This window comes from Pseudomonas sp. B14-6 (genome assembly GCF_013260315.1).
Classification (GTDB): domain Bacteria; phylum Pseudomonadota; class Gammaproteobacteria; order Pseudomonadales; family Pseudomonadaceae; genus Aquipseudomonas; species Aquipseudomonas mandelii.
Genome location: NZ_CP053929.1, coordinates 5659797 through 5680842 on the forward strand (window position 1 = coordinate 5659797; position 21046 = coordinate 5680842).

24 protein-coding genes are annotated in these 21046 nt (G+C 58.9%); 12 read left to right on the top strand and 12 right to left on the bottom strand.

Features of this window, described 5'->3' with window-relative positions:
• From ptsN to HP062_RS25800, 8 genes are all read right to left on the bottom strand, one after another.
• On the bottom strand, positions 1–465 hold the full coding sequence (gene ptsN, locus HP062_RS25765; RefSeq protein WP_056742951.1) for a PTS IIA-like nitrogen regulatory protein PtsN: 465 nt from the start codon (positions 463–465) through the stop codon (positions 1–3).
• A gap of 12 nt (positions 466–477) precedes the next feature.
• Positions 478–786: a ribosome hibernation-promoting factor, HPF/YfiA family gene (gene hpf, locus HP062_RS25770; protein WP_007941242.1), complete on the bottom strand. Its 309-nt coding sequence runs from the start codon at positions 784–786 to the stop codon at positions 478–480.
• Positions 787–860: 74 nt separating this feature from the next.
• Positions 861–2354, bottom strand: coding sequence for an RNA polymerase factor sigma-54 (locus tag HP062_RS25775; RefSeq protein WP_010463324.1), 1494 nt, complete (start codon positions 2352–2354; stop codon positions 861–863).
• A 184-nt stretch (positions 2355–2538) separates the two neighbouring features.
• Positions 2539–3264 (bottom strand): LPS export ABC transporter ATP-binding protein, encoded by a 726-nt coding sequence (gene lptB, locus HP062_RS25780; RefSeq protein WP_010463322.1) that lies wholly within the window; start codon positions 3262–3264, stop codon positions 2539–2541.
• Positions 3264–3812, bottom strand: coding sequence for a lipopolysaccharide transport periplasmic protein LptA (lptA, locus tag HP062_RS25785; protein WP_042932376.1), 549 nt, complete (start codon positions 3810–3812; stop codon positions 3264–3266). Before lptA ends, lptB begins: the two co-directional genes overlap by 1 nt.
• Positions 3799–4371 carry an LPS export ABC transporter periplasmic protein LptC gene (gene lptC, locus HP062_RS25790; protein ID WP_010463318.1) on the bottom strand — a complete coding sequence of 191 codons (573 nt, stop codon included), beginning with the start codon at positions 4369–4371 and terminating at the stop codon, positions 3799–3801. Before lptC ends, lptA begins: the two co-directional genes overlap by 14 nt.
• 7 nt (positions 4372–4378) lie before the next feature.
• Positions 4379–4903: an HAD family hydrolase gene (locus HP062_RS25795; protein WP_007941249.1), complete on the bottom strand. Its 525-nt coding sequence runs from the start codon at positions 4901–4903 to the stop codon at positions 4379–4381.
• Positions 4903–5877, bottom strand: a complete 975-nt coding sequence (locus HP062_RS25800) for a KpsF/GutQ family sugar-phosphate isomerase (protein WP_010463314.1) — start codon at positions 5875–5877, stop codon at positions 4903–4905. Before HP062_RS25800 ends, HP062_RS25795 begins: the two co-directional genes overlap by 1 nt.
• A 277-nt stretch (positions 5878–6154) precedes the next feature.
• Between HP062_RS25800 and HP062_RS25805 the strand changes: the two genes are divergently transcribed.
• The 10 genes from HP062_RS25805 (at position 6155) to hisC (ending at position 14108) form a co-directional block, all read left to right on the top strand.
• Entirely contained in the window at positions 6155–6964 is an 810-nt protein-coding gene (locus HP062_RS25805) for an ATP-binding cassette domain-containing protein (protein ID WP_010463312.1), read from the top strand.
• Positions 6964–7761 carry a lipid asymmetry maintenance ABC transporter permease subunit MlaE gene (gene mlaE / locus HP062_RS25810; protein WP_010463310.1) on the top strand — a complete coding sequence of 266 codons (798 nt, stop codon included), beginning with the start codon at positions 6964–6966 and terminating at the stop codon, positions 7759–7761. The genes HP062_RS25805 and mlaE overlap by 1 nt, the downstream gene beginning before the upstream one ends.
• Entirely contained in the window at positions 7761–8228 is a 468-nt protein-coding gene (gene mlaD, locus HP062_RS25815) for an outer membrane lipid asymmetry maintenance protein MlaD (RefSeq protein ID WP_010463308.1), read from the top strand. The genes mlaE and mlaD overlap by 1 nt, the downstream gene beginning before the upstream one ends.
• An 11-nt stretch (positions 8229–8239) precedes the next feature.
• The gene (locus HP062_RS25820) at positions 8240–8893 is read left to right on the top strand and encodes a phospholipid-binding protein MlaC (RefSeq protein WP_010463306.1); all 654 of its coding nucleotides are present in this window, start codon (positions 8240–8242) and stop codon (positions 8891–8893) included.
• Complete coding sequence (locus HP062_RS25825) at positions 8890–9195, top strand: lipid asymmetry maintenance protein MlaB (protein ID WP_010463303.1); 306 nt, start codon at positions 8890–8892, stop codon at positions 9193–9195. Before HP062_RS25820 ends, HP062_RS25825 begins: the two co-directional genes overlap by 4 nt.
• A gap of 114 nt (positions 9196–9309) precedes the next feature.
• The gene (locus tag HP062_RS25830; protein WP_007912386.1) at positions 9310–9549 is read left to right on the top strand and encodes a BolA family protein; all 240 of its coding nucleotides are present in this window, start codon (positions 9310–9312) and stop codon (positions 9547–9549) included.
• A gap of 22 nt (positions 9550–9571) precedes the next feature.
• Positions 9572–10837, top strand: a complete 1266-nt coding sequence (murA, locus tag HP062_RS25835) for a UDP-N-acetylglucosamine 1-carboxyvinyltransferase (RefSeq protein WP_010463300.1) — start codon at positions 9572–9574, stop codon at positions 10835–10837.
• A gap of 128 nt (positions 10838–10965) precedes the next feature.
• Positions 10966–11601, top strand: coding sequence for an ATP phosphoribosyltransferase (gene hisG / locus HP062_RS25840; protein WP_007901570.1), 636 nt, complete (start codon positions 10966–10968; stop codon positions 11599–11601).
• Between the two features lie 126 nt (positions 11602–11727).
• On the top strand, positions 11728–13053 hold the full coding sequence (gene hisD / locus HP062_RS25845) for a histidinol dehydrogenase (RefSeq protein WP_077747426.1): 1326 nt from the start codon (positions 11728–11730) through the stop codon (positions 13051–13053).
• Positions 13054–13055: 2 nt separating this feature from the next.
• Positions 13056–14108, top strand: a complete 1053-nt coding sequence (gene hisC / locus HP062_RS25850; protein WP_169856353.1) for a histidinol-phosphate transaminase — start codon at positions 13056–13058, stop codon at positions 14106–14108.
• 74 nt (positions 14109–14182) lie between these two features.
• Here hisC and HP062_RS25855 read toward each other — a convergent pair whose 3' ends face one another.
• From HP062_RS25855 to algW, 4 genes are all read right to left on the bottom strand, one after another.
• Complete coding sequence (locus HP062_RS25855) at positions 14183–14572, bottom strand: hypothetical protein (RefSeq protein ID WP_172792270.1); 390 nt, start codon at positions 14570–14572, stop codon at positions 14183–14185.
• A 280-nt stretch (positions 14573–14852) separates the two neighbouring features.
• On the bottom strand, positions 14853–15581 hold the full coding sequence (locus tag HP062_RS25860) for a DUF4198 domain-containing protein (protein WP_010463290.1): 729 nt from the start codon (positions 15579–15581) through the stop codon (positions 14853–14855).
• Between the two features lie 12 nt (positions 15582–15593).
• A complete protein-coding gene (locus HP062_RS25865) occupies positions 15594–17699 on the bottom strand; it encodes a TonB-dependent siderophore receptor (RefSeq protein WP_172792271.1) in 2106 nt (701 codons plus the stop codon).
• Positions 17700–17785: 86 nt separating this feature from the next.
• Positions 17786–18946, bottom strand: a complete 1161-nt coding sequence (algW, locus tag HP062_RS25870) for a Do family serine endopeptidase AlgW (RefSeq protein WP_010463285.1) — start codon at positions 18944–18946, stop codon at positions 17786–17788.
• Between the two features lie 102 nt (positions 18947–19048).
• Here algW and HP062_RS25875 point away from each other — a divergent pair, with 102 nt between their 5' ends.
• On the top strand, positions 19049–19807 hold the full coding sequence (locus HP062_RS25875) for a Nif3-like dinuclear metal center hexameric protein (protein ID WP_172792272.1): 759 nt from the start codon (positions 19049–19051) through the stop codon (positions 19805–19807).
• 247 nt (positions 19808–20054) lie between these two features.
• Positions 20055–20972 (top strand): sulfate adenylyltransferase subunit CysD, encoded by a 918-nt coding sequence (cysD, locus tag HP062_RS25880; RefSeq protein WP_172792273.1) that lies wholly within the window; start codon positions 20055–20057, stop codon positions 20970–20972.
• Positions 20973–21046: the final 74 nt, after the last annotated feature.

Sequence of the window (21046 nt, forward strand, 5' to 3'; positions counted from 1 at the left end):
TTAATGACCGTTTTGCTCGTCCAGGACAACCTGATACAAGGCTTCATTGCTCGGGGCGCTGCGCAGTTTTTCGCGCACTTCCTTGCGGTCGAGCATGCTGGCGATCTGGCGCAGTAACTCCAGGTGCGCATCGGTAGCGGCTTCCGGGACCAGCAGAACGAACAGCAGGTCGACCGGGGCGCCGTCGATGGCGTCGAAATCAATGGGTGCATCAAGGTGCATCAGGGCGCTGATGGGCGAGGTGCAGCCCTTCAGGCGGCAGTGGGGAATGGCGATGCCGTTGCCAAAACCGGTTGAGCCGAGTTTTTCACGGGCAATCAGAGCCTCGAAGACATCTTGCATCTCCAGATCCGGCACTTCTTTGTGGATAAGGTTGGCAATTTGCTCGAGGGCTTTCTTTTTACTGCCGCCCGGCACGTTCACGAGGGAACGGCCGGGGGTCAGGATGCTTTCAAGTCGGATCATGGGTTGGGAGTGTTAACGACCGGTCGCGCCCTGAAGGAGGCTTTGGGTCTTTTCCTTATGCTTTTTGAGTTGTTTATCCAGCTTGTCGGTCAGTGCGTCGATCGCCGCGTACATATCGGTATGCTCCGCGTTTGCGACCACTTCATTGCCGGGAATATGCAGCGTGGCTTCGATTTTCTGCTTGAGCTTTTCGACCGTCATCGTGACCTGCACGTTGGTGATCTTGTCGAAATGCCTCTCTAATCGTTCGAGTTTTTCGCCGATGTAGGTGCGAAGAGGTTCGGTCACTTCCAGTTGGTGTCCACTGATGTTGACTTGCATACAGCTTCTCCTTCGTTGCCAGTGCATAAAGCGGCAGGCAGAAATGCCTGCCACTGGAACGCTGTGGCGTGGCTCTACATCAACCGCTTGCGTTCGCTCGAAGGCGCGATCCCGAGGGATTCGCGGTACTTGGCGACGGTGCGGCGAGCCACCTGAATGCCTTGTGCCTCCAGTAAACCAGCGATCTTGCTGTCACTCAACGGCTTTTTCTGATTTTCCGCGGCAACCAGTTTTTTGATGATCGCGCGGATCGCTGTGGACGAGCATTCACCGCCTTCGGAGGTGCTGACGTGGCTGGAGAAAAAGTATTTCAGTTCATATATGCCCCGAGGGGTATGCATGAATTTTTGCGTGGTGACCCGTGAAATCGTCGACTCGTGCATCCCCACCGCTTCGGCGATGTCATGCAGGACCAGCGGCTTCATCGCTTCGTCGCCGTATTCAAGAAAGCCGCGCTGATGCTCGACGATCTGAGTGGCTACTTTCATCAGGGTTTCGTTGCGGCTTTGCAGGCTCTTGATGAACCAGCGAGCCTCTTGCAACTGATTGCGCATGAAGGTGTTGTCGGCGCTGGTGTCGGCGCGGCGCACAAAACCGGCGTATTGGGCGTTGACCCGCAGCCGTGGCACCGATTCCTGGTTCAGCTCGACCAGCCAGCGCTCATTGTCCTTGCGCACGATCACGTCAGGGACAACATATTCGGCTTCACTGGACTCGATCTGCGAGCCCGGGCGCGGGTTGAGGCTCTGCACCAGCTCGATGACCTGGCGCAGTTCATCTTCCTTGAGCTTCATGCGACGCATCAGCTGGCTGTAATCGCGGCTGCCGAGCAGGTCGATGTAGTCGGTGACCAGGCGTTTCGCTTCGGCCAGCCAAGGCGTCTTGGCAGGCAGTTGGCGCAATTGCAGCAGCAGGCATTCGCCCAGGTTGCGGGCGCCAATGCCGGCCGGTTCGAATTGCTGAATGCGGTGCAGGACGGCTTCGATTTCGTCCAGTTCGATGTCCAGTTCCGGATCGAAGGCCTCGAGAATTTCCTCGAGGGTTTCGTCCAGGTAGCCCTGATTGTTGATGCAGTCGATCAGGGTCACGGCGATCAGACGATCGGTGTCGGACATCGGTGCCAGGTTCAGTTGCCACAACAAATGGCTTTGCAGGCTTTCACCGGCCGATGTGCGGGTGGTGAAATCCCACTCGTCGTCATCGTTGCTCGGCAAGCTGCTGGCACTGGTCTGGTAGACGTCTTCCCACGCGGTATCAACGGGCAGCTCGTTGGGAATGCGCTCGTTCCAGTCGCCTTCCTCGAGGTTATCTACCGTCGGGGCGGTTTCCTGGTAGGAGGGTTCCGAAATGTCGGCGTTGGGGAGCTGTTCGGCTTTGTCGGCCAAGGGGTCGGCGTTATCGAAGTCGTCGCCTTCTTCCTGGCGTTCGAGCATCGGATTGGACTCCAGGGCCTCCTGGATTTCCTGTTGCAGGTCCAGGGTCGACAATTGGAGCAGGCGGATGGCCTGTTGCAGCTGCGGTGTCATCGTCAGCTGCTGGCCCATTCTCAAGACTAGCGATGGTTTCATGGCAGGGGCTTAACACCTTATTCGCCGGCGCACATGCGCCATCCACTACAGGGCGCCGGAGCGCCAAACATAAGCAAATTATATGCCCGAAACTGCAGCGTTTGCCTAGAGCGCTGTAACAATAAAAAAGTATTGATTTTTTATCGAGACGAGCGCTCGGACAATCAGCCAGACACCTTACTGCTTAAAGGCGGAATTCATGGCCCAGATACACTTCCTTGACCAGTTCGTTGGCCAGGATGGTGGCGGAGTCACCTTCGGCGATCAGTTGACCATCGTTGACGATGTAGGCGGTTTCGCAGATATCCAGGGTTTCACGGACGTTGTGGTCAGTGATCAGCACGCCAATGCCTTTGGCCTTGAGGTGGTAGATGATCTGCTTGATGTCGCCCACCGAAATAGGGTCCACACCGGCGAATGGTTCGTCGAGGAGGATGAATTTCGGGTTGGTGGCCAGTGCCCGGGCGATTTCCACCCGACGACGTTCACCACCGGACAGGCTCATGCCTAGGTTGTCGCGGATGTGGCTGATGTGGAATTCCTGCAGCAGGCTTTCCAGTTCCTTGCGACGCTCGGCCTTGTCGAGTTCCTTGCGGGTCTCGAGGATGGCCATGATGTTATCGGCGACCGAGAGTTTGCGGAAGATCGACGCTTCTTGCGGAAGATAGCCGATACCGGCCTTCGCACGACCGTGCATTGGCTGGTGGCTGACGTCCAGGTCGTCGATCAGCACGCGACCCTGATCGGCCTGCACCAGGCCGACGATCATGTAGAAACAGGTGGTCTTGCCGGCGCCGTTAGGGCCTAGCAGGCCGACGATTTGACCGCTGTCGATGGACAGGCTGACGTCACGCACGACCTGGCGGCTCTTGTAGCTCTTGGCCAGATGCTGAGCTTTCAGAGTTGCCATTAAGGAGCCTTTTTCGCGTCGTTTTTCGGCTTGGGCTGGATCACCATGTCGATGCGCGGACGCGACTCGGTAACCTTGCTACCCGTAGCACGCCCGGCGCTCGCAAGCTTTTTCTGGGTGTCGTAGACGATTTTCTCGCCCTGGGTGACGTTGTTGTCCTTGTCGACGACTTTTGCCTTGTCGATCAGCACGACGCGGTTTTGCGAGGCGTGGTACTGGATGGTCACGCCCCAGCCCTGAACAGGCTTGGTGTCGCCGGCCGTCTGCATCTGCTCGAAGTAGGCGAGGTTGCCCACCGAGGTCACCACGTCGATGTCGCCAGCCGGGGTACGGGTGATGGTCACGGTATTGCCGGTGACCTTCATCGAGCCCTGAGTGATGATCACGTCACCTTTATAGGTGGCAACGCCATTCTTGTCGTCCAGTTGGGCGTCGTCGGCCTGAATGCGGATAGGCTGCTCTTGATCGTTCGGCAGAGCCCAGGCGCTCACGCTTCCCAGTGCTGCGCCCAGACTGAGCAAAATAGGGAGAGTTTTAACGAGCCTCATACTGTCCTCTTACGTTCGATAGCAGGTGTATCCTGCTTTCTTTCAAATACGCTTTCATTCCGTTGCCTGTCGATACACCGCCAGCGCCGTCGATTCTAACGGGTTGATCGGTCTGCGCATATTGCTGCTGCGGGAACACCGTCATTCGGGTGGTGGTAATCAGGGTTCGGCGGTTTTTCTCGTCGAAACGGGTGATGCGCACCGAGTCGATCAGCTCGACCTGAGTGCCGTCCGGGTTGACTTCGCCGCGCTCACTCTGGACGTGCCACGGAAACTGCGTACCGCGAAACATGTTCAGGTCAGGGTTGGTCAGCAACGTCACCTCGCTCGCTTTCAGGTGTTCGACCTTGTCGGACGTCATTTCGTATTGCAGTTTGCCGTCCGGCAGGTACTGAACGCTGTGGGCGTTGAGGGCGTAATAGTCGATTGCGCTTTCATCGACCGTGACCACCGGCTTGTCGAGGAAGCGTTCCGGGCTGATGTTCCAGTAGCCGACCGCGGCGAACAGCGCCGCGATGCAGCCGAACACCAGGATGTTACGAATCTTTTTGCTCAGCATAATGGGCTCACAGGTACGCGGCGTTGGCCGCATCGAGGCGGCCCTGGGCGCGCAGGATCAATTCACAGAATTCGCGAGCGGCACCCTCGCCACCACGGGCCAGGGTGATGCCATGGGCGTGTTCACGCACGAAGCTGGCAGCGTTTGCTACGGCCATGCCCAGACCCACGCGGCGAATCACCGGCAGGTCCGGCAAGTCGTCGCCCAGGTAGGCGACCTGTTCATAGCTTAGGTTGAGTTGTGCAAGAAGTTCGTCGAGCACCACCAGTTTGTCTTCACGACCCTGGTAAAGGTGTGGAATGCCGAGGTTCTTCGCCCGCCGTTCGACCACCGGGGTCTTGCGGCCGCTGATGATAGCGGTCTGCACGCCGGCTGCCATCAACATCTTGATGCCTTGACCGTCGAGGGTGTTGAACGTCTTGAATTCGCTGCCGTCTTCGAGAAAGTACAGGCGCCCGTCGGTCAGTACGCCATCGACGTCGAACACCGCGAGTTTGATCTGTTTGCCGCGTTGCAGCAGGTCCGTGCTCATTACATTACTCCTGCACGCAGCAAGTCGTGCATGTTCAAGGCGCCGACCGGGCGGTCTTCGCTGTCGACCACGACCAGTGCGTTGATCTTGTGGTCTTCCATGATTTTCAGGGCTTCGGCGGCGAGCATCTCGGCGCGAGCAGTCTTGCCGTGCGCGGTCATGACCTGATCGATGGTGGCGCTGTGGATGTCGATGCTGCGGTCCAGTGTGCGGCGCAAGTCACCGTCGGTGAAGATCCCGGCCAGTTTGCCATCGGCTTCCAGGATCACGGTCATGCCCAGGCCCTTGCGGGTCATTTCCATCAGCGCATCCTTGAGCAGCGTACCGCGCTGAACCTGCGGCAGCTCCTGGCCGGCGTGCATGACGTTTTCGACTTTCAGCAGCAGGCGTCGACCCAGCGCGCCGCCCGGATGGGAAAAGGCGAAGTCTTCAGCGGTAAAGCCCCGGGCTTCCAGCAGCGCAACGGCCAGGGCATCGCCCATGACCAGCGCGGCGGTGGTCGACGAGGTCGGTGCCAGGTTCAGCGGGCAGGCTTCGTGCTCTACGTGAACGTTGAGGTTGACCTCGGCGGCCTTGGCCAGCGGCGAGTCAGGGTTGCCGGTCACGCTGATCAATTTGATGCCCAGACGCTTGATCAGGGGCAGCAGGGTGACGATTTCATTGGTGGAGCCGGAGTTCGACAGCGCGAGGATGATGTCGTCGCGGGTGATCATGCCCATGTCGCCGTGGCTGGCTTCGGCCGGGTGCACGAAAAAGGCCGTGGTGCCGGTGCTGGCCAGGGTGGCGGCGATCTTGTTGCCGATGTGCCCCGATTTGCCCATGCCGACCACGACCACGCGGCCTTTGCTGTCCAGAATCATCTCGCAAGCGCGTACAAAATCTGCGTCGATATGGGGCAGCAAGCCTTGTACGGCTTCCAGTTCGAGGCGGATGGTGCGTTGTGCAGATTGAATCAGGTCGCTGGATTGGCTCATGTCAGAAATCGTATAGCCTGATGAAAAGGCGGCGATTATAGCGGTAATGATCAAAACCCTCACGCAAGTTCGTCACGCTTTGTCATTCCCTGTTACTGAATCCCTTCTGAACAAGGCTTTTTGCCTGTCAAGTTGCTGAACATGGGCCGGCGTGGGCCTTGGGCGCTTGGCCTTTGCAGTGATATAGTTCGCCGCCAGTTCGGCCTGCCCGTGGAGGTATGTGCTTTCGTCAGAAAGACAGGCGTCCGAGTGTGAGGCTGCATCGCAAGGAGTTTAGATGAGTGCCGATAACGCCTACGCGGTCGAGCTGAAGGGACTGTCCTTCAAGCGCGGTGCGCGCAGCATTTTCAATAACGTCGATATCCGTATCCCGCGCGGCAAGGTCACCGGCATCATGGGGCCTTCCGGGTGTGGCAAGACCACGCTGTTGCGGTTGATGGGCGCGCAGTTGCGGCCCACCAAGGGCGAAGTCTGGGTCAATGGCCAGAACCTGCCAAAGCTGTCGCGCAGCGATCTGTTCGATGCGCGCAAGCATATGGGTGTGCTGTTCCAGAGCGGCGCGCTGTTTACCGACCTCGACGTGTTCGAGAACGTCGCCTTTCCGCTGCGCGTTCATACCGAGCTGCCGGAAGAAATGATCCGTGACATCGTCCTGCTCAAATTGCAGGCCGTGGGGTTGCGTGGCGCCATCGAGCTGATGCCCGACGAACTGTCCGGTGGCATGAAGCGCCGTGTCGCGCTGGCGCGGGCGATTGCCCTCGATCCGCAGATCCTCATGTATGACGAACCCTTTGTCGGCCAGGACCCTATCGCCATGGGCGTGTTGGTGCGCCTGATCCGCTTGCTCAACGATGCGTTGGGCATCACCAGTATCGTGGTCTCCCATGATCTGGCCGAGACCGCCAGCATCGCCGACTACATCTATGTGGTGGGCGACGGCCAGGTGTTGGGGCAGGGCACTCCCGAGGAGCTGATGAACTCGCAGGAACCGCGGATTCGTCAATTCATGACCGGCGATCCCGACGGTCCGGTCGCATACCACTTTCCAGCGACGGATTACCGCGCAGATCTTCTGGGGAAGCGTTGATGCGCAAGATTTCACTATTGGAACGCGTGCGTCGGTTCGGCCATGCCGGCATCGATGTGCTGGCGGTGTTCGGCCGTTCGGCGATTTTCCTGTTTCATGCCTTGCTCGGTCGCGGTGGTATCGGCGGCGGCTTTGGCCTGCTGATCAAGCAACTGCATTCGGTGGGCGTGATGTCCCTGGTGATCATTGTGGTCTCCGGGGTGTTCATCGGCATGGTGCTGGCGCTGCAAGGCTTCAACATCCTGTCCAGCTACGGTTCGGAGCAGGCGGTGGGGCAGATGGTTGCGCTGACGCTGTTGCGCGAACTCGGCCCCGTGGTCACGGCACTGCTGTTCGCCGGGCGTGCAGGTTCGGCGCTGACCGCCGAAATCGGCAACATGAAGTCCACCGAACAGTTGTCCAGTCTGGAAATGATTGGCGTCGACCCGCTCAAGTACATCATTGCCCCGCGCCTGTGGGCCGGCTTCATTTCCCTGCCAGTGCTGGCGATGATTTTCAGCGTGGTGGGTATCTGGGGCGGTTCGTGGGTGGCTGTCGACTGGCTGGGTGTCTATGAAGGTTCCTATTGGTCCAACATGCAGAACAGCGTGACGTTCACCGATGATGTGCTCAACGGCATCATCAAGAGCATCGTCTTTGCCTTCGTCGTGACCTGGATCGCCGTATTCCAAGGCTATGACTGCGAGCCCACTTCCGAGGGGATCAGTCGTGCCACTACCAAGACCGTGGTGTACGCCTCTTTGGCTGTGCTCGGCCTGGACTTTATTTTGACCGCCTTGATGTTTGGAGATTTCTGATGCAAAACCGCACCCTGGAAATCGGTGTCGGCCTTTTCTTGCTGGCTGGCATCCTGGCTTTGCTGTTGCTAGCGTTGCGGGTCAGTGGCCTGTCCCCAAGTGCCACCACCGATACTTATAAACTTTATGCATATTTCGACAATATCGCCGGTTTGACGGTCAGAGCTAAAGTGACCATGGCCGGTGTGACCATCGGCAAGGTCACGGCGATCGATCTGGACCGCGACAGTTTCACCGGTCGAGTGACGATGCAGCTGGAAAAGCGCGTAGATAACCTGCCGACCGACTCCACTGCATCTATCCTGACCGCTGGCCTGTTGGGCGAGAAGTACATCGGCATCAGCGTGGGCGGCGAAGAAGGCTTGCTCAAGGATGGTGGAACCATCCACGACACCCAGTCGTCGCTGGTGCTCGAGGACCTGATCGGTAAATTCCTGCTCAATACCGTTAGCAAAGACGCCAAATGAGGAGCTTTTGAATGATCTCTACCTTGCGACGTGGCCTGTTGGTATTACTCGCGGCCCTGCCGTTGATGGCTAACGCCGTGGCAGCGCCCTCAGCGCACGAAATCGTGCAGGACACCACGACTCGGTTGCTTGCAGACCTGTCGGCCAACAAAGAGAAGTACAAGCAGGACCCACAAGACTTTTACACGGCGCTGAACACCATCGTCGGGCCGGTCGTGGATGCCGAGGGCATTTCCAAAAGCATCATGACGGTCAAATACTCGCGCAAAGCAACGCCGGCGCAGATGAAGACCTTTGAAGAAAACTTCAAGAGAGGTCTGTTCCAGTTCTATGGCAACGCCTTGCTCGAGTACAACAATCAGGGCATCACCGTCGACCCTGCCAAGGATGAGTCCGGAGACCGTACCAGCGTTGCCATGACGGTCAAAGGCTCCAACGGCTCGATCTATCCTGTGTCTTACACACTCGAGAAGATCAACGGCGAGTGGAAACTGCGCAACGTGATCATCAACGGCATCAATATCGGCAAGCTGTTCCGCGATCAGTTCGCCGATGCGATGCAGCGCAATGGCAATGACCTGGACAAGACCATCAACGGTTGGGCCGGGGAAGTCGCCAAGGCCAAGGATAAAACCGCAGACGCCTCCGAGAAGTCTGCCCAATGAGTGTGTCGGCCATTCGCATGAGCGAAACCGGCGAGCTGCGACTGAGCGGCATGCTGGATTACCGCACCGGCCCTGGTCTGCGCAAGCAGGGGCAGGCGTTGATCAAGTCCAGCAAGGCCGCCGAACTGGTGGTTGATTGTTCGGCAGTGTTGAAGTCCAGCAGCGTAGGCTTGTCCCTGCTGCTGTGCTTCATGCGCGATGCAGAGGCGGCCGGCAAGGCGCTGAGCATCCGCGGAATGCCAGAAGACATGCGTGAAATCGCTCAGGTCAGCGAATTGACCGAGCTGTTGGCGCATCCCTAACCAGCATCTATAAAGAAGCCCCCCGTCAGAGTCCTGCTTCGCGGGGTTCGCAGGCGCGGGGCTTTTTTGTATGATGTCCGACCCGCGCGCACAGGGCGCCGATTGAGGTTGAGCATGCAGGCCGTAGAAGTGAAGAGCTTCCTTGAAGGAAAGCTGCCCGGAACGTTGGTAGAAGTTGAGGGCGAAGGCTGCAATTTCCAGCTGAACGTGATTAGCGATGAACTGGCGGCGTTAAGCCCGGTGAAGCGTCAGCAGCAGATCTATGCCCATTTGAACCCATGGATCACCGATGGCAGCATCCATGCGGTCACTATGAAATTTTTCAGCAGCGCGGCCTGGGCCGAGCGCACCTGAGCCCAAGGGCGTCGAGATTCTTATGGATAAATTGATTATTACTGGCGGCGTTCGTCTTGATGGCGAAATCCGCATCTCCGGGGCGAAGAACTCTGCCCTGCCGATCCTGGCTGCAACCCTGCTGTGCGATGGCCCGGTAACGGTTGCCAACCTGCCGCACCTGCACGACATCACCACCATGATCGAGCTGTTCGGCCGCATGGGCATTGAGCCGGTGATCGACGAGAAGCTCAGCGTCGAAATCGACCCGCGTACCATCAAGACCCTGATCGCACCGTATGAGCTGGTGAAAACCATGCGCGCATCGATCCTGGTGCTGGGCCCGATGGTTGCTCGTTTCGGTGAAGCCGAAGTCGCCCTGCCTGGCGGTTGCGCCATTGGTTCGCGTCCGGTTGACCTGCACATCCGTGGTCTCGAAGCCATGGGCGCGGTCATCGACGTCGAAGGCGGCTACATCAAGGCCAAGGCGCCAGAAGGCGGCTTGCGCGGTGCGCACTTCTTCTTCGACACCGTCAGCGTGACCGGTACCGAAAACATCATGATGGCCGCCGCCCTGGCCAAGGGCCGCAGCGTGTTGCAGAACGCCGCTCGCGAACCTGAAGTCATCGACCTGGCGAACTTCCTGATTGCCATGGGTGCCAAGATCACTGGCGCCGGCACCGACACCATCACCATCGATGGCGTTGAGCGTCTGCACCCGACCACCTACAAAGTGATGCCTGACCGTATTGAAACCGGCACCTACCTGGTGGCGGCAGCCGTCACCGGCGGTCGCGTGAAGGTCAAGGACACTGATCCGACCATCCTCGAAGCGGTTCTTGAGAAACTCAAGGAATCGGGCGCGGAAATCACCTGCGGCGAAGACTGGATCGAGCTGAACATGCACGGCAAGCGGCCAAAAGCCGTCAACGTGCGGACCGCTCCGTACCCGGCGTTCCCGACCGACATGCAGGCGCAGTTCATCTCCCTCAACGCCATTGCCGAAGGCACGGGCGCCGTGATCGAGACGATCTTCGAAAACCGCTTCATGCACGTTTACGAGCTGCACCGCATGGGCGCCAAGATCCAGGTCGAAGGCAACACGGCCATCGTCACCGGTACCGAAAAGCTGAAAGGCGCGCCAGTGATGGCCACCGACCTGCGTGCTTCGGCCAGCCTGGTAATCTCGGCACTGATCGCCGAAGGCGACACCCTGATCGACCGCATCTACCACATCGACCGTGGTTACGAGTGCATCGAAGAGAAACTGCAGATGCTCGGCGCCAAGATTCGCCGCGTACCGGGCTAGTTTCTGCTGCATGGGCGCAGGGACGCGCCCGTTGAATTTGTTTCAAGTCGAGCCAGTTTCTGGCTCGATGTGTGTCCGGCGCCGTTTGCGACCGGGCATCAGTAGCCTGATAAGGACTGACGTTTCCCATGTTGACCATCGCACTGTCCAAGGGCCGCATCCTTGACGACACCCTGCCGCTTCTGGCTGAAGCGGGCATCGTGCCGACCGAGAATCCGGACAAGAGCCGCAAGTTGATCATCCCCACGACCCAGGCCGACGTGCGCCTGCTGATCGTGCGCGCCACCGATGTGCCGACCTACGTCGAGCATGGTGCCGCGGACCTGGGCGTCGCCGGTAAAGATGTGCTGATGGAATATGGTGGCCAGGGTCTGTACGAACCGCTGGACTTGCGAATTGCCCTCTGCAAGCTGATGACCGCCGGCCGTGTCGGTGATGTCGAACCCAAGGGCCGCCTGCGGGTGGCGACCAAGTTCGTCAACGTTGCCAAGCGTTACTACGCCGAGCAGGGCCGGCAGGTCGACATCATCAAGCTCTACGGCTCGATGGAGCTGGCGCCGCTGATCGGTCTGGCGGACAAGATTATCGACGTGGTCGACACCGGTAACACCTTGCGTGCCAATGGCCTGGAACCCCAGGATTTCATCGCTGACATCAGCTCCCGGCTGATCGTCAACAAAGCGTCGATGAAAATGCAGCACGCCCGTATCCAGGCGTTGATCGACACCCTGCGCAAGGCAGTGGAGTCTCGACACCGCGGCTGATTCACCTGCGCGACGTTAAGTCGCGCCCGTCTATCCGCCTCATAGCCAGAATTCTCAGGTGCCCAAGCGGAAACGACTGCTAAGTTAGGGCGCCTGAGTTTTTGCCATTCCTATGAGGCTCTCGCTATGACCGCACCGACTGCAATTCGCCGACTCAATGCTGCTGACCCGGATTTCGCGCATCATCTGGATCATCTGCTGAGCTGGGAAAGTGTGTCTGACGACTCGGTCAATCAGCGAGTGCTGGACATCATCAAAGCCGTGCGCGAGCGTGGCGACGCAGCGCTGGTGGACTTCACCCGGCAGTTCGACGGCCTGGATGTTGCGTCCATGGCGGATCTGATCCTGCCGCGCGAACGCCTGGAACTGGCCCTGACCCGCATCACCGTGCCTCAGCGTGAAGCGCTGGAAAAAGCCGCGGCCCGCGTGCGCAGCTACCACGAAAAACAGAAACAGGATTCCTGGACCTACACCGAAGCTGATGGCACGGTGCTGGGCCAGAAGGTCACGCCACTGGATCGCGCCGGTCTGTACGTCCCGGGCGGCAAGGCGTCGTACCCATCCTCCGTGTTGATGAATGCAATTCCGGCCAAGGTCGCCGGCGTGACCGAAGTGGTCATGGTGGTGCCGACACCGCGCGGTGAAATCAACGAGCTGGTGCTGGCGGCGGCGTGCATCGCCGGTGTTGACCGCGTTTTCACCATTGGCGGCGCGCAAGCGGTTGCCGCATTGGCTTACGGTACCGAAAGCGTGCCGAAGGTCGACAAGGTGGTTGGCCCGGGCAATATCTATGTCGCCACCGCCAAGCGCCATGTGTTCGGCCAGGTCGGCATCGACATGATCGCCGGTCCGTCGGAAATCCTCGTGGTGTGCGATGGCCATACCGATCCGGACTGGATCGCCATGGACCTGTTCTCCCAGGCCGAGCACGACGAAGACGCCCAGGCGATTCTGGTCAGCCCGGACGCAGAGTTCCTCGACAAGGTCGCGGCCAGCATCGCCAAACTGCTGCCGACCATGGAGCGCGCCCAGATCATCGAAACCTCGATCAATGGCCGTGGTGCGTTGATCAAGGTTCGCGACATGGAGCAGGCCATCGAAGTGGCCAACCGCATTGCGCCGGAACACCTGGAGTTGTCGGTCGCCGATCCGCAAGCCTGGCTGCCGCTGATCCGTCACGCCGGCGCGATCTTCATGGGCCGTCACACCTCCGAAGCCCTGGGCGATTACTGCGCAGGCCCGAACCACGTGTTGCCGACGTCCGGCACCGCGCGGTTCTCTTCGCCGCTGGGTGTGTACGACTTCCAGAAACGCTCGTCGATCATCTTCTGCTCCGAGCAGGGTGCGTCCGAACTGGGCAAGACCGCTTCCGTGCTGGCCCGTGGCGAGTCGCTGACTGCCCACGCCCGCAGCGCCGAATACCGCATCGTTGATGAGCAAAAGGGGAACTGAACATGAGTAAATTCTGGAGCCCGTTCGTCAAGGATCTGGTGCCTTACGTGCCGGGCGAGCAGCCGAAACTGGCGAAACTGGTGAAGCTCAACACCAACGAAAATCCTTACGGCCCATCGCCAAAAGCGCTGGCGGCGATGCAGACCGAACTCAACGACAACCTGCGTCTGTACCCGGACCCGAACAGCGATCTGCTGAAAAACGCCGTGGCTACGTATTACGGCGTGCAGACCAACCAGGTGTTCCTCGGCAACGGTTCCGATGAAGTCCTGGCGCACATCTTCCACGGCTTGCTGCAACACGACAAAGCGGTGCTGTTCCCGGACATCAGCTACAGCTTCTATCCGGTCTACTGCGGGTTGTATGGCATCCAGTTCGACGCGGTGCCGCTGGACGAGCAGTTCCAGATCAACCCGGCGGACTACGCCCGGCCAAACGGCGGGATCATCTTCCCGAACCCGAACGCACCGACCGGTTGCCTGCTGGCACTGGACGCGGTTGAGCAAATCCTCAAGGCCAGCCCGGATTCGGTGGTTGTGGTGGATGAGGCCTACATCGACTTCGGTGGCGAGACGGCGATCAGCCTGGTGGACCGTTATCCGAACCTGCTGGTGACTCAGACCTTGTCCAAATCCCGCTCGCTGGCCGGCCTGCGGGTGGGCTTGGCGGTGGGGCATCCGGATTTGATCGAGGCGCTGGAGCGGATCAAGAACAGCTTCAACTCCTATCCGCTGGATCGCCTGGCAAATGTCGGGGCGGCGGCGGCGTTCGAGGATCGCGAGTACTTCGACAAGACGTGCCGGTTGGTCATCGAGCATCGTGAGTGGGTGGTTGCGCAACTTGAAGCGAAGGGCTTTGAAGTGCTGCCGTCGGCGGCGAACTTCATTTTTGCCCGTCATCCAAAGCACGACGCGGCCGGGCTGGCGGCGAAATTGCGCGAGCAAGGCGTGATCGTCCGGCACTTCAAGCAAGAGAGGATTGCCCAGTTCCTGCGGATTTCCATCGGCACGCCGGAACAGAACCAGGCACTGATTGATGGTTTGGGGAATTTGTAAGACGTCGGTCGGTAATGGGTGCACTGATCGGGCTCGGTATAGTGAGCACCGATCAATGCGTTTGAGGTGAAGGATCAGCCTTGAATGTCAAACTCGCCCGTAATCGTCCGGGGCGATGGATCATCTATGCTGCATTCAAATTCACCTTTGGCGTTTTTCATGTTCTCGGTGAATGTCACTGTTATCCAACCGGTTTTAACCTGGTGTTTGTTCTCACCATCATGGAAGGTCCACTCCATATAATTATCGGTGAAATCGTCTGGGTATTGTTTTGTTACTCGCTGATCGTCGCCGATTCCAGGCGGAAATCCGATATAAATTGTACCTTTGTCTTTTTCCCCGCTGATATATCCGCCAGGAGTTACTCCGGTAAACTTGTGAAGCGTAACGTTGGTTGCAACAAAGTTGGTAACAATCTTTGCAGTAAAAGTACCTGAGTCCTTCTTGGATTTTTGTGTGGCCATGAATAAAGCTCCCTTCGGTCAAATTAAGAGTGGAAGACAAAAGCGTCATTCCTCCTGCGGTATTAACGTTAACGACGGGAGCTTTCGAAAGGTACTGTCATAAATGACAGTTCATTAGCTTTATTTGGAATAAGTTTCTGTTCTTTGTATATCAAATACTTCAGGTGTGGCAGGAAGATAGTTCTGGCCGCGAAGAACCCTGACGCGATGTAGCTGTTACGCCACGCCATCGTTCTCCACGGGCAAGTCGGACCGCCGCACCGTGCGCGCCTACAGAGGGTTACTCGTGATGCGGTTCGCCCAGAAACGTCAGCGAACTGAACACCCCCCGCGTCGCCACATCCGGATTGTCCTTCAGCACGATCTCCATCTGCGCCGAAATCACGTTCAACCCTTCATTACGCACCACCACCTGCGCACGCCCGTCCTTATCTGTCTCGGTACTCAACGTATTCGGCGCACTTCGATAGTCGCCAATCAACTTCACCCCCGCCGCCGGCTTCCCATCCAATAACACCTGCACGGGCAGCAACTTGCCCGGTCCGACCGTCAGAGGATCAACCTCCGGCAGAATCAGCAGTTTCATCTGATCAAGCTTGGGTAACTTCGCCCCAGGCTGATAAATCGCCAGGCTGTATTTGAACGTCTGTGTCGACTCGATGGCCCCCGGCACTTTGCTGCGTCCTTCGTTGATCCATTTTTTATCCGCCGTTTGCGACCACATGCCGTTGTCCAGCGCCACCGCCATCACGGCAGGCGGCTTCAGCGGTTGCAGACGTGCGTGATCGGCCAGGCGCTGGACGGTCACCGGGATCATTTTGCCGTTGACGTCATAAGCCCAGGCGCCGCTGATTTTTTGTGCCTTGAAGGCGTTGTCTTCGGCGCCGTGGCCGTAAATCACTTCGATGTTGCCGCGACGTTGTTCGGTCCAGAGGCCATGGGCCGAGACCTGGCCGGTAAACAACAGGCCGAGCAGCAGGCTTAGCAGTGCGGGTTTGAGGTTTTGCATGGGAACTTCCTTTTACAGATTGAGTGTGAGGCTGACGGTGAAATTGCGCGGCTCACCGGGGTTGACCCAGTAATTGCTGTAGGAGCGCTCGTAGTATTTCTCGTCGAAAAGGTTGTTCAGGTTCAGGCCGACAGTGACGTTTTTGCTGGCCTTGTAATGGGCCAGAAGGTCGACGGTGTGGTAGGACGGCAGCTCGAAATCGCTGCCGGATTCGCCTGAACGATCGCCGACGTAAGTGAACGCCGCGCCGACGTCGGAGCCTCGTAAATGGCCATCCTGAAATTCATAAACGCCCAGCAGGCTGCCGCTGCGCTTGGCGACGCCGAGGATTCGGCTGCCGGTGGGAATTACCTTGTCGCCCTCGGTGACCTCGGCGTCGATGTAGGCGAAGGCACCGATCACCCGCACGGCGTCGGTCACTTGCCCGGTGACTTGCAGGTCGAATCCCTGGCTGCGGGCCTTGCCCATGGCGCGGCTGGTGTCCGTGCCCGGGTCTAGTGCAAGGACGTTTTCCTTTTCAATATGGAAGGCGGCGAGGGTGGTGCTCAAGCGGTCGTCGAACAGCTCGCTCTTGATCCCGACTTCGTAACCGACGCCTTCTTCCGGGTCGAAGGATTGGCCGCCAGCGTCCAGGCCGTTGTTCGGCTTGAACGAGGTGGAGGCGTTGGCGAACAGCCCGACTTCGGGTGTCAGCTGATAAAGCAGGCCGGCCCGTTGGGTCAGTGCGTCGTGGCTTTGGCGGCTGGTGGCACCGCGGCTGTGATCGTCGATGCTTTGCTCGAAATGTTCTAAGCGTGCACCGAGCATGCCGCGCAGTTTGTCGGTGAAGACAATCTGGTCCTGGAGGTTCAGCGCCCGGCTTTCGACGTGTTCAAAAAGGTCGGTGCCGGAGCGCTTACCGTTGGGTTTCGGCTGACCGTAGACGGGTTGATAAATGTCGATAGCGTAGGGGCCGCCGGCAATGGTCGTGACCCGTTCGTTCTTGCGGAAGTTTTCATACTCGCTGCCAATCAGCAGTTCGTGCTGCCAACTGCCGAGGTCGAACAGACCGCGCAATTCGAGTTGGGTGATGCTGTCGTGCCAGTTTGTGTCGCGCTCGCGATAGCGCCGATTCACAGTGTGGCCGTCGGCATTCAGCGGGCGACTTTCGGAAGCGTAGCCCCAGAGTTTGCCTTCCTTGTAATGGCTGGCCAGGCGCAGCTTCCAGTTGTCATTGAGATGGTGTTCGAGGGCTGCTTGCAGCAGGTTGTTGTGGTTGTCGATGTTGCCGTCATTGGGTTCGCCAAGGAACGTCGAACGGGACACGCCACTCCATTTGTTGTTCGGCGCGACGATGCCGCGATCGAACGTGGAGCTGTGACGGACGAATTCGCTCTCCACCAAGAGGCTGGTGTCCGGGTTCAGTTGCCAGCTGAAGGAGGGCGCGACAAACACTCGCTGGCTGTCGACGTGATCGCGGAAGCTGTGGTTGTCCTCGACGGCCAGGTTGATTCGCGACAGCACGTTGGCTTCGTCATCCAGCGGCGTGTTGACGTCGAGGGCGGTGCGATAGCGGTCCCAACTGCCGGCGCTGGTTTGCAGGGTGGTGAATGCTTCGGGCTGGGGTTTCTTGGTGACGATGTTCACCGTGCCGCCCGGATCGCCGCGCCCGTAGAGACTGGCGGCGGGTCCTTTGAGTACTTCGATGCGCTCGATGTTAGCGACGTCCGGGGTGCTCGGATAACCCCGGTTGGCGCTGAAGCCGTCCTTGTAGAATTCCGAGGTGGTAAAGCCGCGCACGCTGTATTCGTAAAGCGTCAGGCCACCGAAGTTGTTCTGCTTCGACACACCGCCAGCAAAATCCAGGGCGCGCTCGACACTGGTGCTGCCCAGGTCATTGAGCACACTGACGGGAATCACGCTGATGGATTGCGGGATGTCGCGGATCGCGGTATCGGTTTTGGTCGCGCTGGCAGACCGCGTGGCACGGTAGCCCTGGACCGGGCCGGTGGGCGATTCGTAGTCGGAGGTGACGCTGATGGCGTCCAGTTCGAGGGTGCCGGGCTCTTCGGCAAAGACCGGATCCACCAGCAGGCCGAGGGCAAGACCTGCCACGGAAGCCATTGTTCGAGACGACATGTTATGTTGTTCCAATAGTGATATTGAAACAATATAACATGCCTAATGAGAATGTCTGCTGTTAGCCAGAGATCCTCGGACCAGGGTCAGTTTTCTTCTTTCTCTTTAACCGGCGCCGGCGGCGGACGCAGGCCGATTTCAGCCGTGAGCTTGAGCTCTTTGCCGTTGCGCATCACCTGAATGGTGACCTTGTCGGTCGGTTTGATCCGCGCAACCTGGTTCATCGAGCGCCGACCATCACCGGCCGGTTCGCCGTCGATGCTGAGGATCACGTCACCCAATTGCAGGCCAGCCTTCTGCGCCGGACCGTCACGGAAAATCCCTGCGACCACAATGCCCGGGCGCCCCGACAGACCAAACGACTCCGCCAGTTCCTGACTCAACGGTTGCACTTCGATGCCGAGCCAGCCGCGAATCACCTGCCCGTGTTCGATGATCGACTTCATCACTTCCATGGCCAGTTTGACCGGGATCGCAAAACCGATGCCTTGCGAGCCGCCGGACTTGGAGAAGATCGCCGTGTTGATGCCGGTCAGATTGCCGTTGGCATCCACCAGCGCACCGCCGGAGTTACCGGGGTTGATCGCAGCGTCGGTCTGGATGAAATCTTCGTAGTTGTTCAGGCCCAACTGGTTACGGCCAGTGGCGCTGATGATGCCCATGGTCACGGTCTGACCGACGCCGAACGGGTTGCCGATGGCCAGGGCGACGTCACCGATGCGGATGTTGTCGGAGCGACCGACGGTGATCGACGGCAGGTTTTTCAGGTCAATTTTCAGCACCGCGAGGTCGGTTTCCGGGTCGCTGCCGATGACGCGGGCCAGGGTTTCGCGACCATCCTTGAGCGCGACCACGATCTGGTCGGCGCCGCTGGTGACATGGTTATTGGTCAGCAAATAACCTTCCGGACTCATGATCACCCCGGAACCCAGGCTCGACTCCATGCGCTTCTGTTTGGGCGAGTTGTCGCCGAAGAAGCGCCGGAACTGCGGGTCTTCAAACAAGGGATGGTTCGGTTTGTTGATGACTTTGGTGGTGTACAGGTTCACCACCGACGGCGCGGCGATGGTGACCGCGTCGGCATAGGACACCGGACCTTGCTGCGTCGTGGTGGTTTGCGGGGCTTGCTGCAGGTTGACGTCGAGGCTCGGAAGCCCGACCCACTGCGGGTAACGCTGGATGATCAACAGAGCGATAAGCACGCCGGCCAACAGCGGCCAGCCGGAAAAACGCAGCGCCTTGAGCATTAAGCACGTCCTGAGAGGTTGCAGGCGGCATGAGACCGCCCATAATGTCGCGCATTATACGAGGCGCAGCTCGCCTCTGAACGGGATATTTAGGAGTCTTTTATGGCCGTCGCCTTGAGCACCCTGGTCGAAGAAGCCGACCGTTACCTAAACAGTGCCAGGATTGCCGATTACTGCCCCAACGGCTTGCAGGTCGAAGGTCGGCCGCAGGTGATGCGCATCGTAAGCGGCGTCACGGCAAGCCAGGCGTTGCTGGATGCCGCGGTCGAAGCTCAGGCCGATCTGGTGCTGGTGCATCACGGCTATTTCTGGAAAGGCGAGAATCCGTGCATCACCGGTATGAAGCAGCGTAGGTTGAAAACCCTGCTCAAGCACGACATCAGCCTGCTGTCCTATCACTTGCCGCTGGACCTGCACCCGGACGTCGGTAACAACGTGCAACTGGCGCGTCAGCTCGACATCACGGTCGAAGGCCCACTGGATCCGGACAATCTCAAGGTTGTCGGCCTCGTTGGCTCGTTGAGCGAACCGATGACGCCCCGTGATTTCGCTCACCGAGTGCAGGAAGTCATGGGCCGCGAGCCGTTGCTGGTCGAAGGCAGCGAGATGATCCGCCGGGTCGGCTGGTGCACCGGTGGCGGCCAGGGTTACATCGATCAGGCCGTGCTGGCTGGCGTCGACTTGTACATCAGCGGTGAGGCGTCCGAGCAGACCTTCCACAGCGCCCGGGAAAACGACATCAGCTTCATCGCCGCCGGCCATCACGCCACCGAGCGCTATGGCGTGCAGGCGCTGGGTGATTACCTGGCCCGGCGGTTTGCCCTTGAGCACATCTTCATCGATTGTCCGAATCCGATCTGATTACCACCAAGAATCAAATGTGGGAGTCTGCTGGCGATCACTGCATCACATGCGACATCGATGTGACAGATACACCGCAATCGCGAGCAAGCTCGCTCCCACTGGGTCTTTGGTGCCCAAACGAGGGGGTATATTCATATACCCTTTCGATCTAGCTCGCGTCCTGATTAGAAGAGGACGCTGTGCTAGGATTCCTCGCTCGAACACGGCCCGCTGGCCGTCCATAAGATCGTTTTCGTGAGTAGCCATGGTCGACAAACTGACGCATCTGAAACAGCTGGAGGCCGAAAGCATCCACATCATCCGCGAGGTCGCCGCCGAGTTCGATAACCCGGTGATGCTGTACTCCGTCGGTAAAGACTCCGCCGTGATGCTGCACCTTGCGCGCAAGGCATTCTTCCCGGGCAAACTGCCGTTCCCGGTGATGCACGTCGACACCCGGTGGAAGTTCAAGGAGATGTACGCGTTCCGCGACCGCATGGTCGAAGAACTCGGCTTTGACCTGCTGGTACACGTGAATCCCGATGGCGTCGCGCAGGGCATCAACCCGCTGACCCACGGCAGTGCCAAGCACACCGACATCATGAAAACCGAAGGCTTGAAACAAGCTCTCGACAAGTACGGCTTCGACGCCGCTTTCGGTGGCGCTCGCCGCGACGAAGAGAAGTCCCGTGCCAAAGAGCGCGTGTACTCCTTCCGTGACACCAAGCACCGCTGGGACCCGAAAAACCAGCGCCCGGAACTGTGGAACGTCTACAACGGCAACGTCAACAAGGGCGAATCCATTCGTGTGTTCCCGTTGTCGAACTGGACCGAACTGGACATCTGGCAGTACATCTACCTCGAAGGCATCCCGATCGTGCCGCTGTATTTCGCCGCTGAACGCGACGTCATCGAGATGAATGGCACCTGGATCATGATCGACGACGAACGCCTGCTCAATCACCTGAGCGACGAAGACAAGGCGCGCATCGTCAAGAAAAAAGTCCGTTTCCGCACGCTGGGTGACTACCCGCTGACCGGTGCGGTCGAGTCCGAGGCCACCAGCCTGACCGACATCATTCAGGAAATGCTCCTGACGCGAACTTCCGAACGCCAGGGCCGGGTCATCGATCACGATGGCGCAGGCTCGATGGAAGAAAAGAAACGTCAGGGGTACTTTTAAGCTTCGAGTTACAAGCGGCAAGCTGCAAGTTAAGGGCGGTATGCGTAATTTCGTAGTTTGGTGCTTGTGGCCGG

Excerpts from the sequence above, each read along its gene's own strand:
- lptB (WP_010463322.1), bottom strand. The coding sequence starts at position 3,264 with ATGGCAACTCTGAAAGCTCAGCATCTGGCCAAGAGCTACAAGAGCCGC.
- hisG (WP_007901570.1), top strand. The coding sequence starts at position 10,966 with ATGTTGACCATCGCACTGTCCAAGGGCCGCATCCTTGACGACACCCTG.
- HP062_RS25825 (WP_010463303.1), top strand. The coding sequence starts at position 8,890 with ATGAGTGTGTCGGCCATTCGCATGAGCGAAACCGGCGAGCTGCGACTG.
- HP062_RS25800 (WP_010463314.1), bottom strand. The coding sequence starts at position 5,877 with ATGAGCCAATCCAGCGACCTGATTCAATCTGCACAACGCACCATCCGC.
- cysD (WP_172792273.1), top strand. The coding sequence starts at position 20,055 with ATGGTCGACAAACTGACGCATCTGAAACAGCTGGAGGCCGAAAGCATC.
- murA (WP_010463300.1), top strand. The coding sequence starts at position 9,572 with ATGGATAAATTGATTATTACTGGCGGCGTTCGTCTTGATGGCGAAATC.
- hpf (WP_007941242.1), bottom strand. The coding sequence starts at position 786 with ATGCAAGTCAACATCAGTGGACACCAACTGGAAGTGACCGAACCTCTT.
- lptA (WP_042932376.1), bottom strand. The coding sequence starts at position 3,812 with ATGAGGCTCGTTAAAACTCTCCCTATTTTGCTCAGTCTGGGCGCAGCA.
- HP062_RS25860 (WP_010463290.1), bottom strand. The coding sequence starts at position 15,581 with ATGCAAAACCTCAAACCCGCACTGCTAAGCCTGCTGCTCGGCCTGTTG.
- HP062_RS25775 (WP_010463324.1), bottom strand. The coding sequence starts at position 2,354 with ATGAAACCATCGCTAGTCTTGAGAATGGGCCAGCAGCTGACGATGACA.
- lptC (WP_010463318.1), bottom strand. The coding sequence starts at position 4,371 with ATGCTGAGCAAAAAGATTCGTAACATCCTGGTGTTCGGCTGCATCGCG.
- HP062_RS25820 (WP_010463306.1), top strand. The coding sequence starts at position 8,240 with ATGATCTCTACCTTGCGACGTGGCCTGTTGGTATTACTCGCGGCCCTG.
- mlaD (WP_010463308.1), top strand. The coding sequence starts at position 7,761 with ATGCAAAACCGCACCCTGGAAATCGGTGTCGGCCTTTTCTTGCTGGCT.
- hisC (WP_169856353.1), top strand. The coding sequence starts at position 13,056 with ATGAGTAAATTCTGGAGCCCGTTCGTCAAGGATCTGGTGCCTTACGTG.
- HP062_RS25875 (WP_172792272.1), top strand. The coding sequence starts at position 19,049 with ATGGCCGTCGCCTTGAGCACCCTGGTCGAAGAAGCCGACCGTTACCTA.
- mlaE (WP_010463310.1), top strand. The coding sequence starts at position 6,964 with ATGCGCAAGATTTCACTATTGGAACGCGTGCGTCGGTTCGGCCATGCC.
- ptsN (WP_056742951.1), bottom strand. The coding sequence starts at position 465 with ATGATCCGACTTGAAAGCATCCTGACCCCCGGCCGTTCCCTCGTGAAC.
- HP062_RS25865 (WP_172792271.1), bottom strand. The coding sequence starts at position 17,699 with ATGTCGTCTCGAACAATGGCTTCCGTGGCAGGTCTTGCCCTCGGCCTG.
- HP062_RS25830 (WP_007912386.1), top strand. The coding sequence starts at position 9,310 with ATGCAGGCCGTAGAAGTGAAGAGCTTCCTTGAAGGAAAGCTGCCCGGA.
- HP062_RS25855 (WP_172792270.1), bottom strand. The coding sequence starts at position 14,572 with ATGGCCACACAAAAATCCAAGAAGGACTCAGGTACTTTTACTGCAAAG.
- HP062_RS25795 (WP_007941249.1), bottom strand. The coding sequence starts at position 4,903 with ATGAGCACGGACCTGCTGCAACGCGGCAAACAGATCAAACTCGCGGTG.
- HP062_RS25805 (WP_010463312.1), top strand. The coding sequence starts at position 6,155 with ATGAGTGCCGATAACGCCTACGCGGTCGAGCTGAAGGGACTGTCCTTC.
- algW (WP_010463285.1), bottom strand. The coding sequence starts at position 18,946 with ATGCTCAAGGCGCTGCGTTTTTCCGGCTGGCCGCTGTTGGCCGGCGTG.
- hisD (WP_077747426.1), top strand. The coding sequence starts at position 11,728 with ATGACCGCACCGACTGCAATTCGCCGACTCAATGCTGCTGACCCGGAT.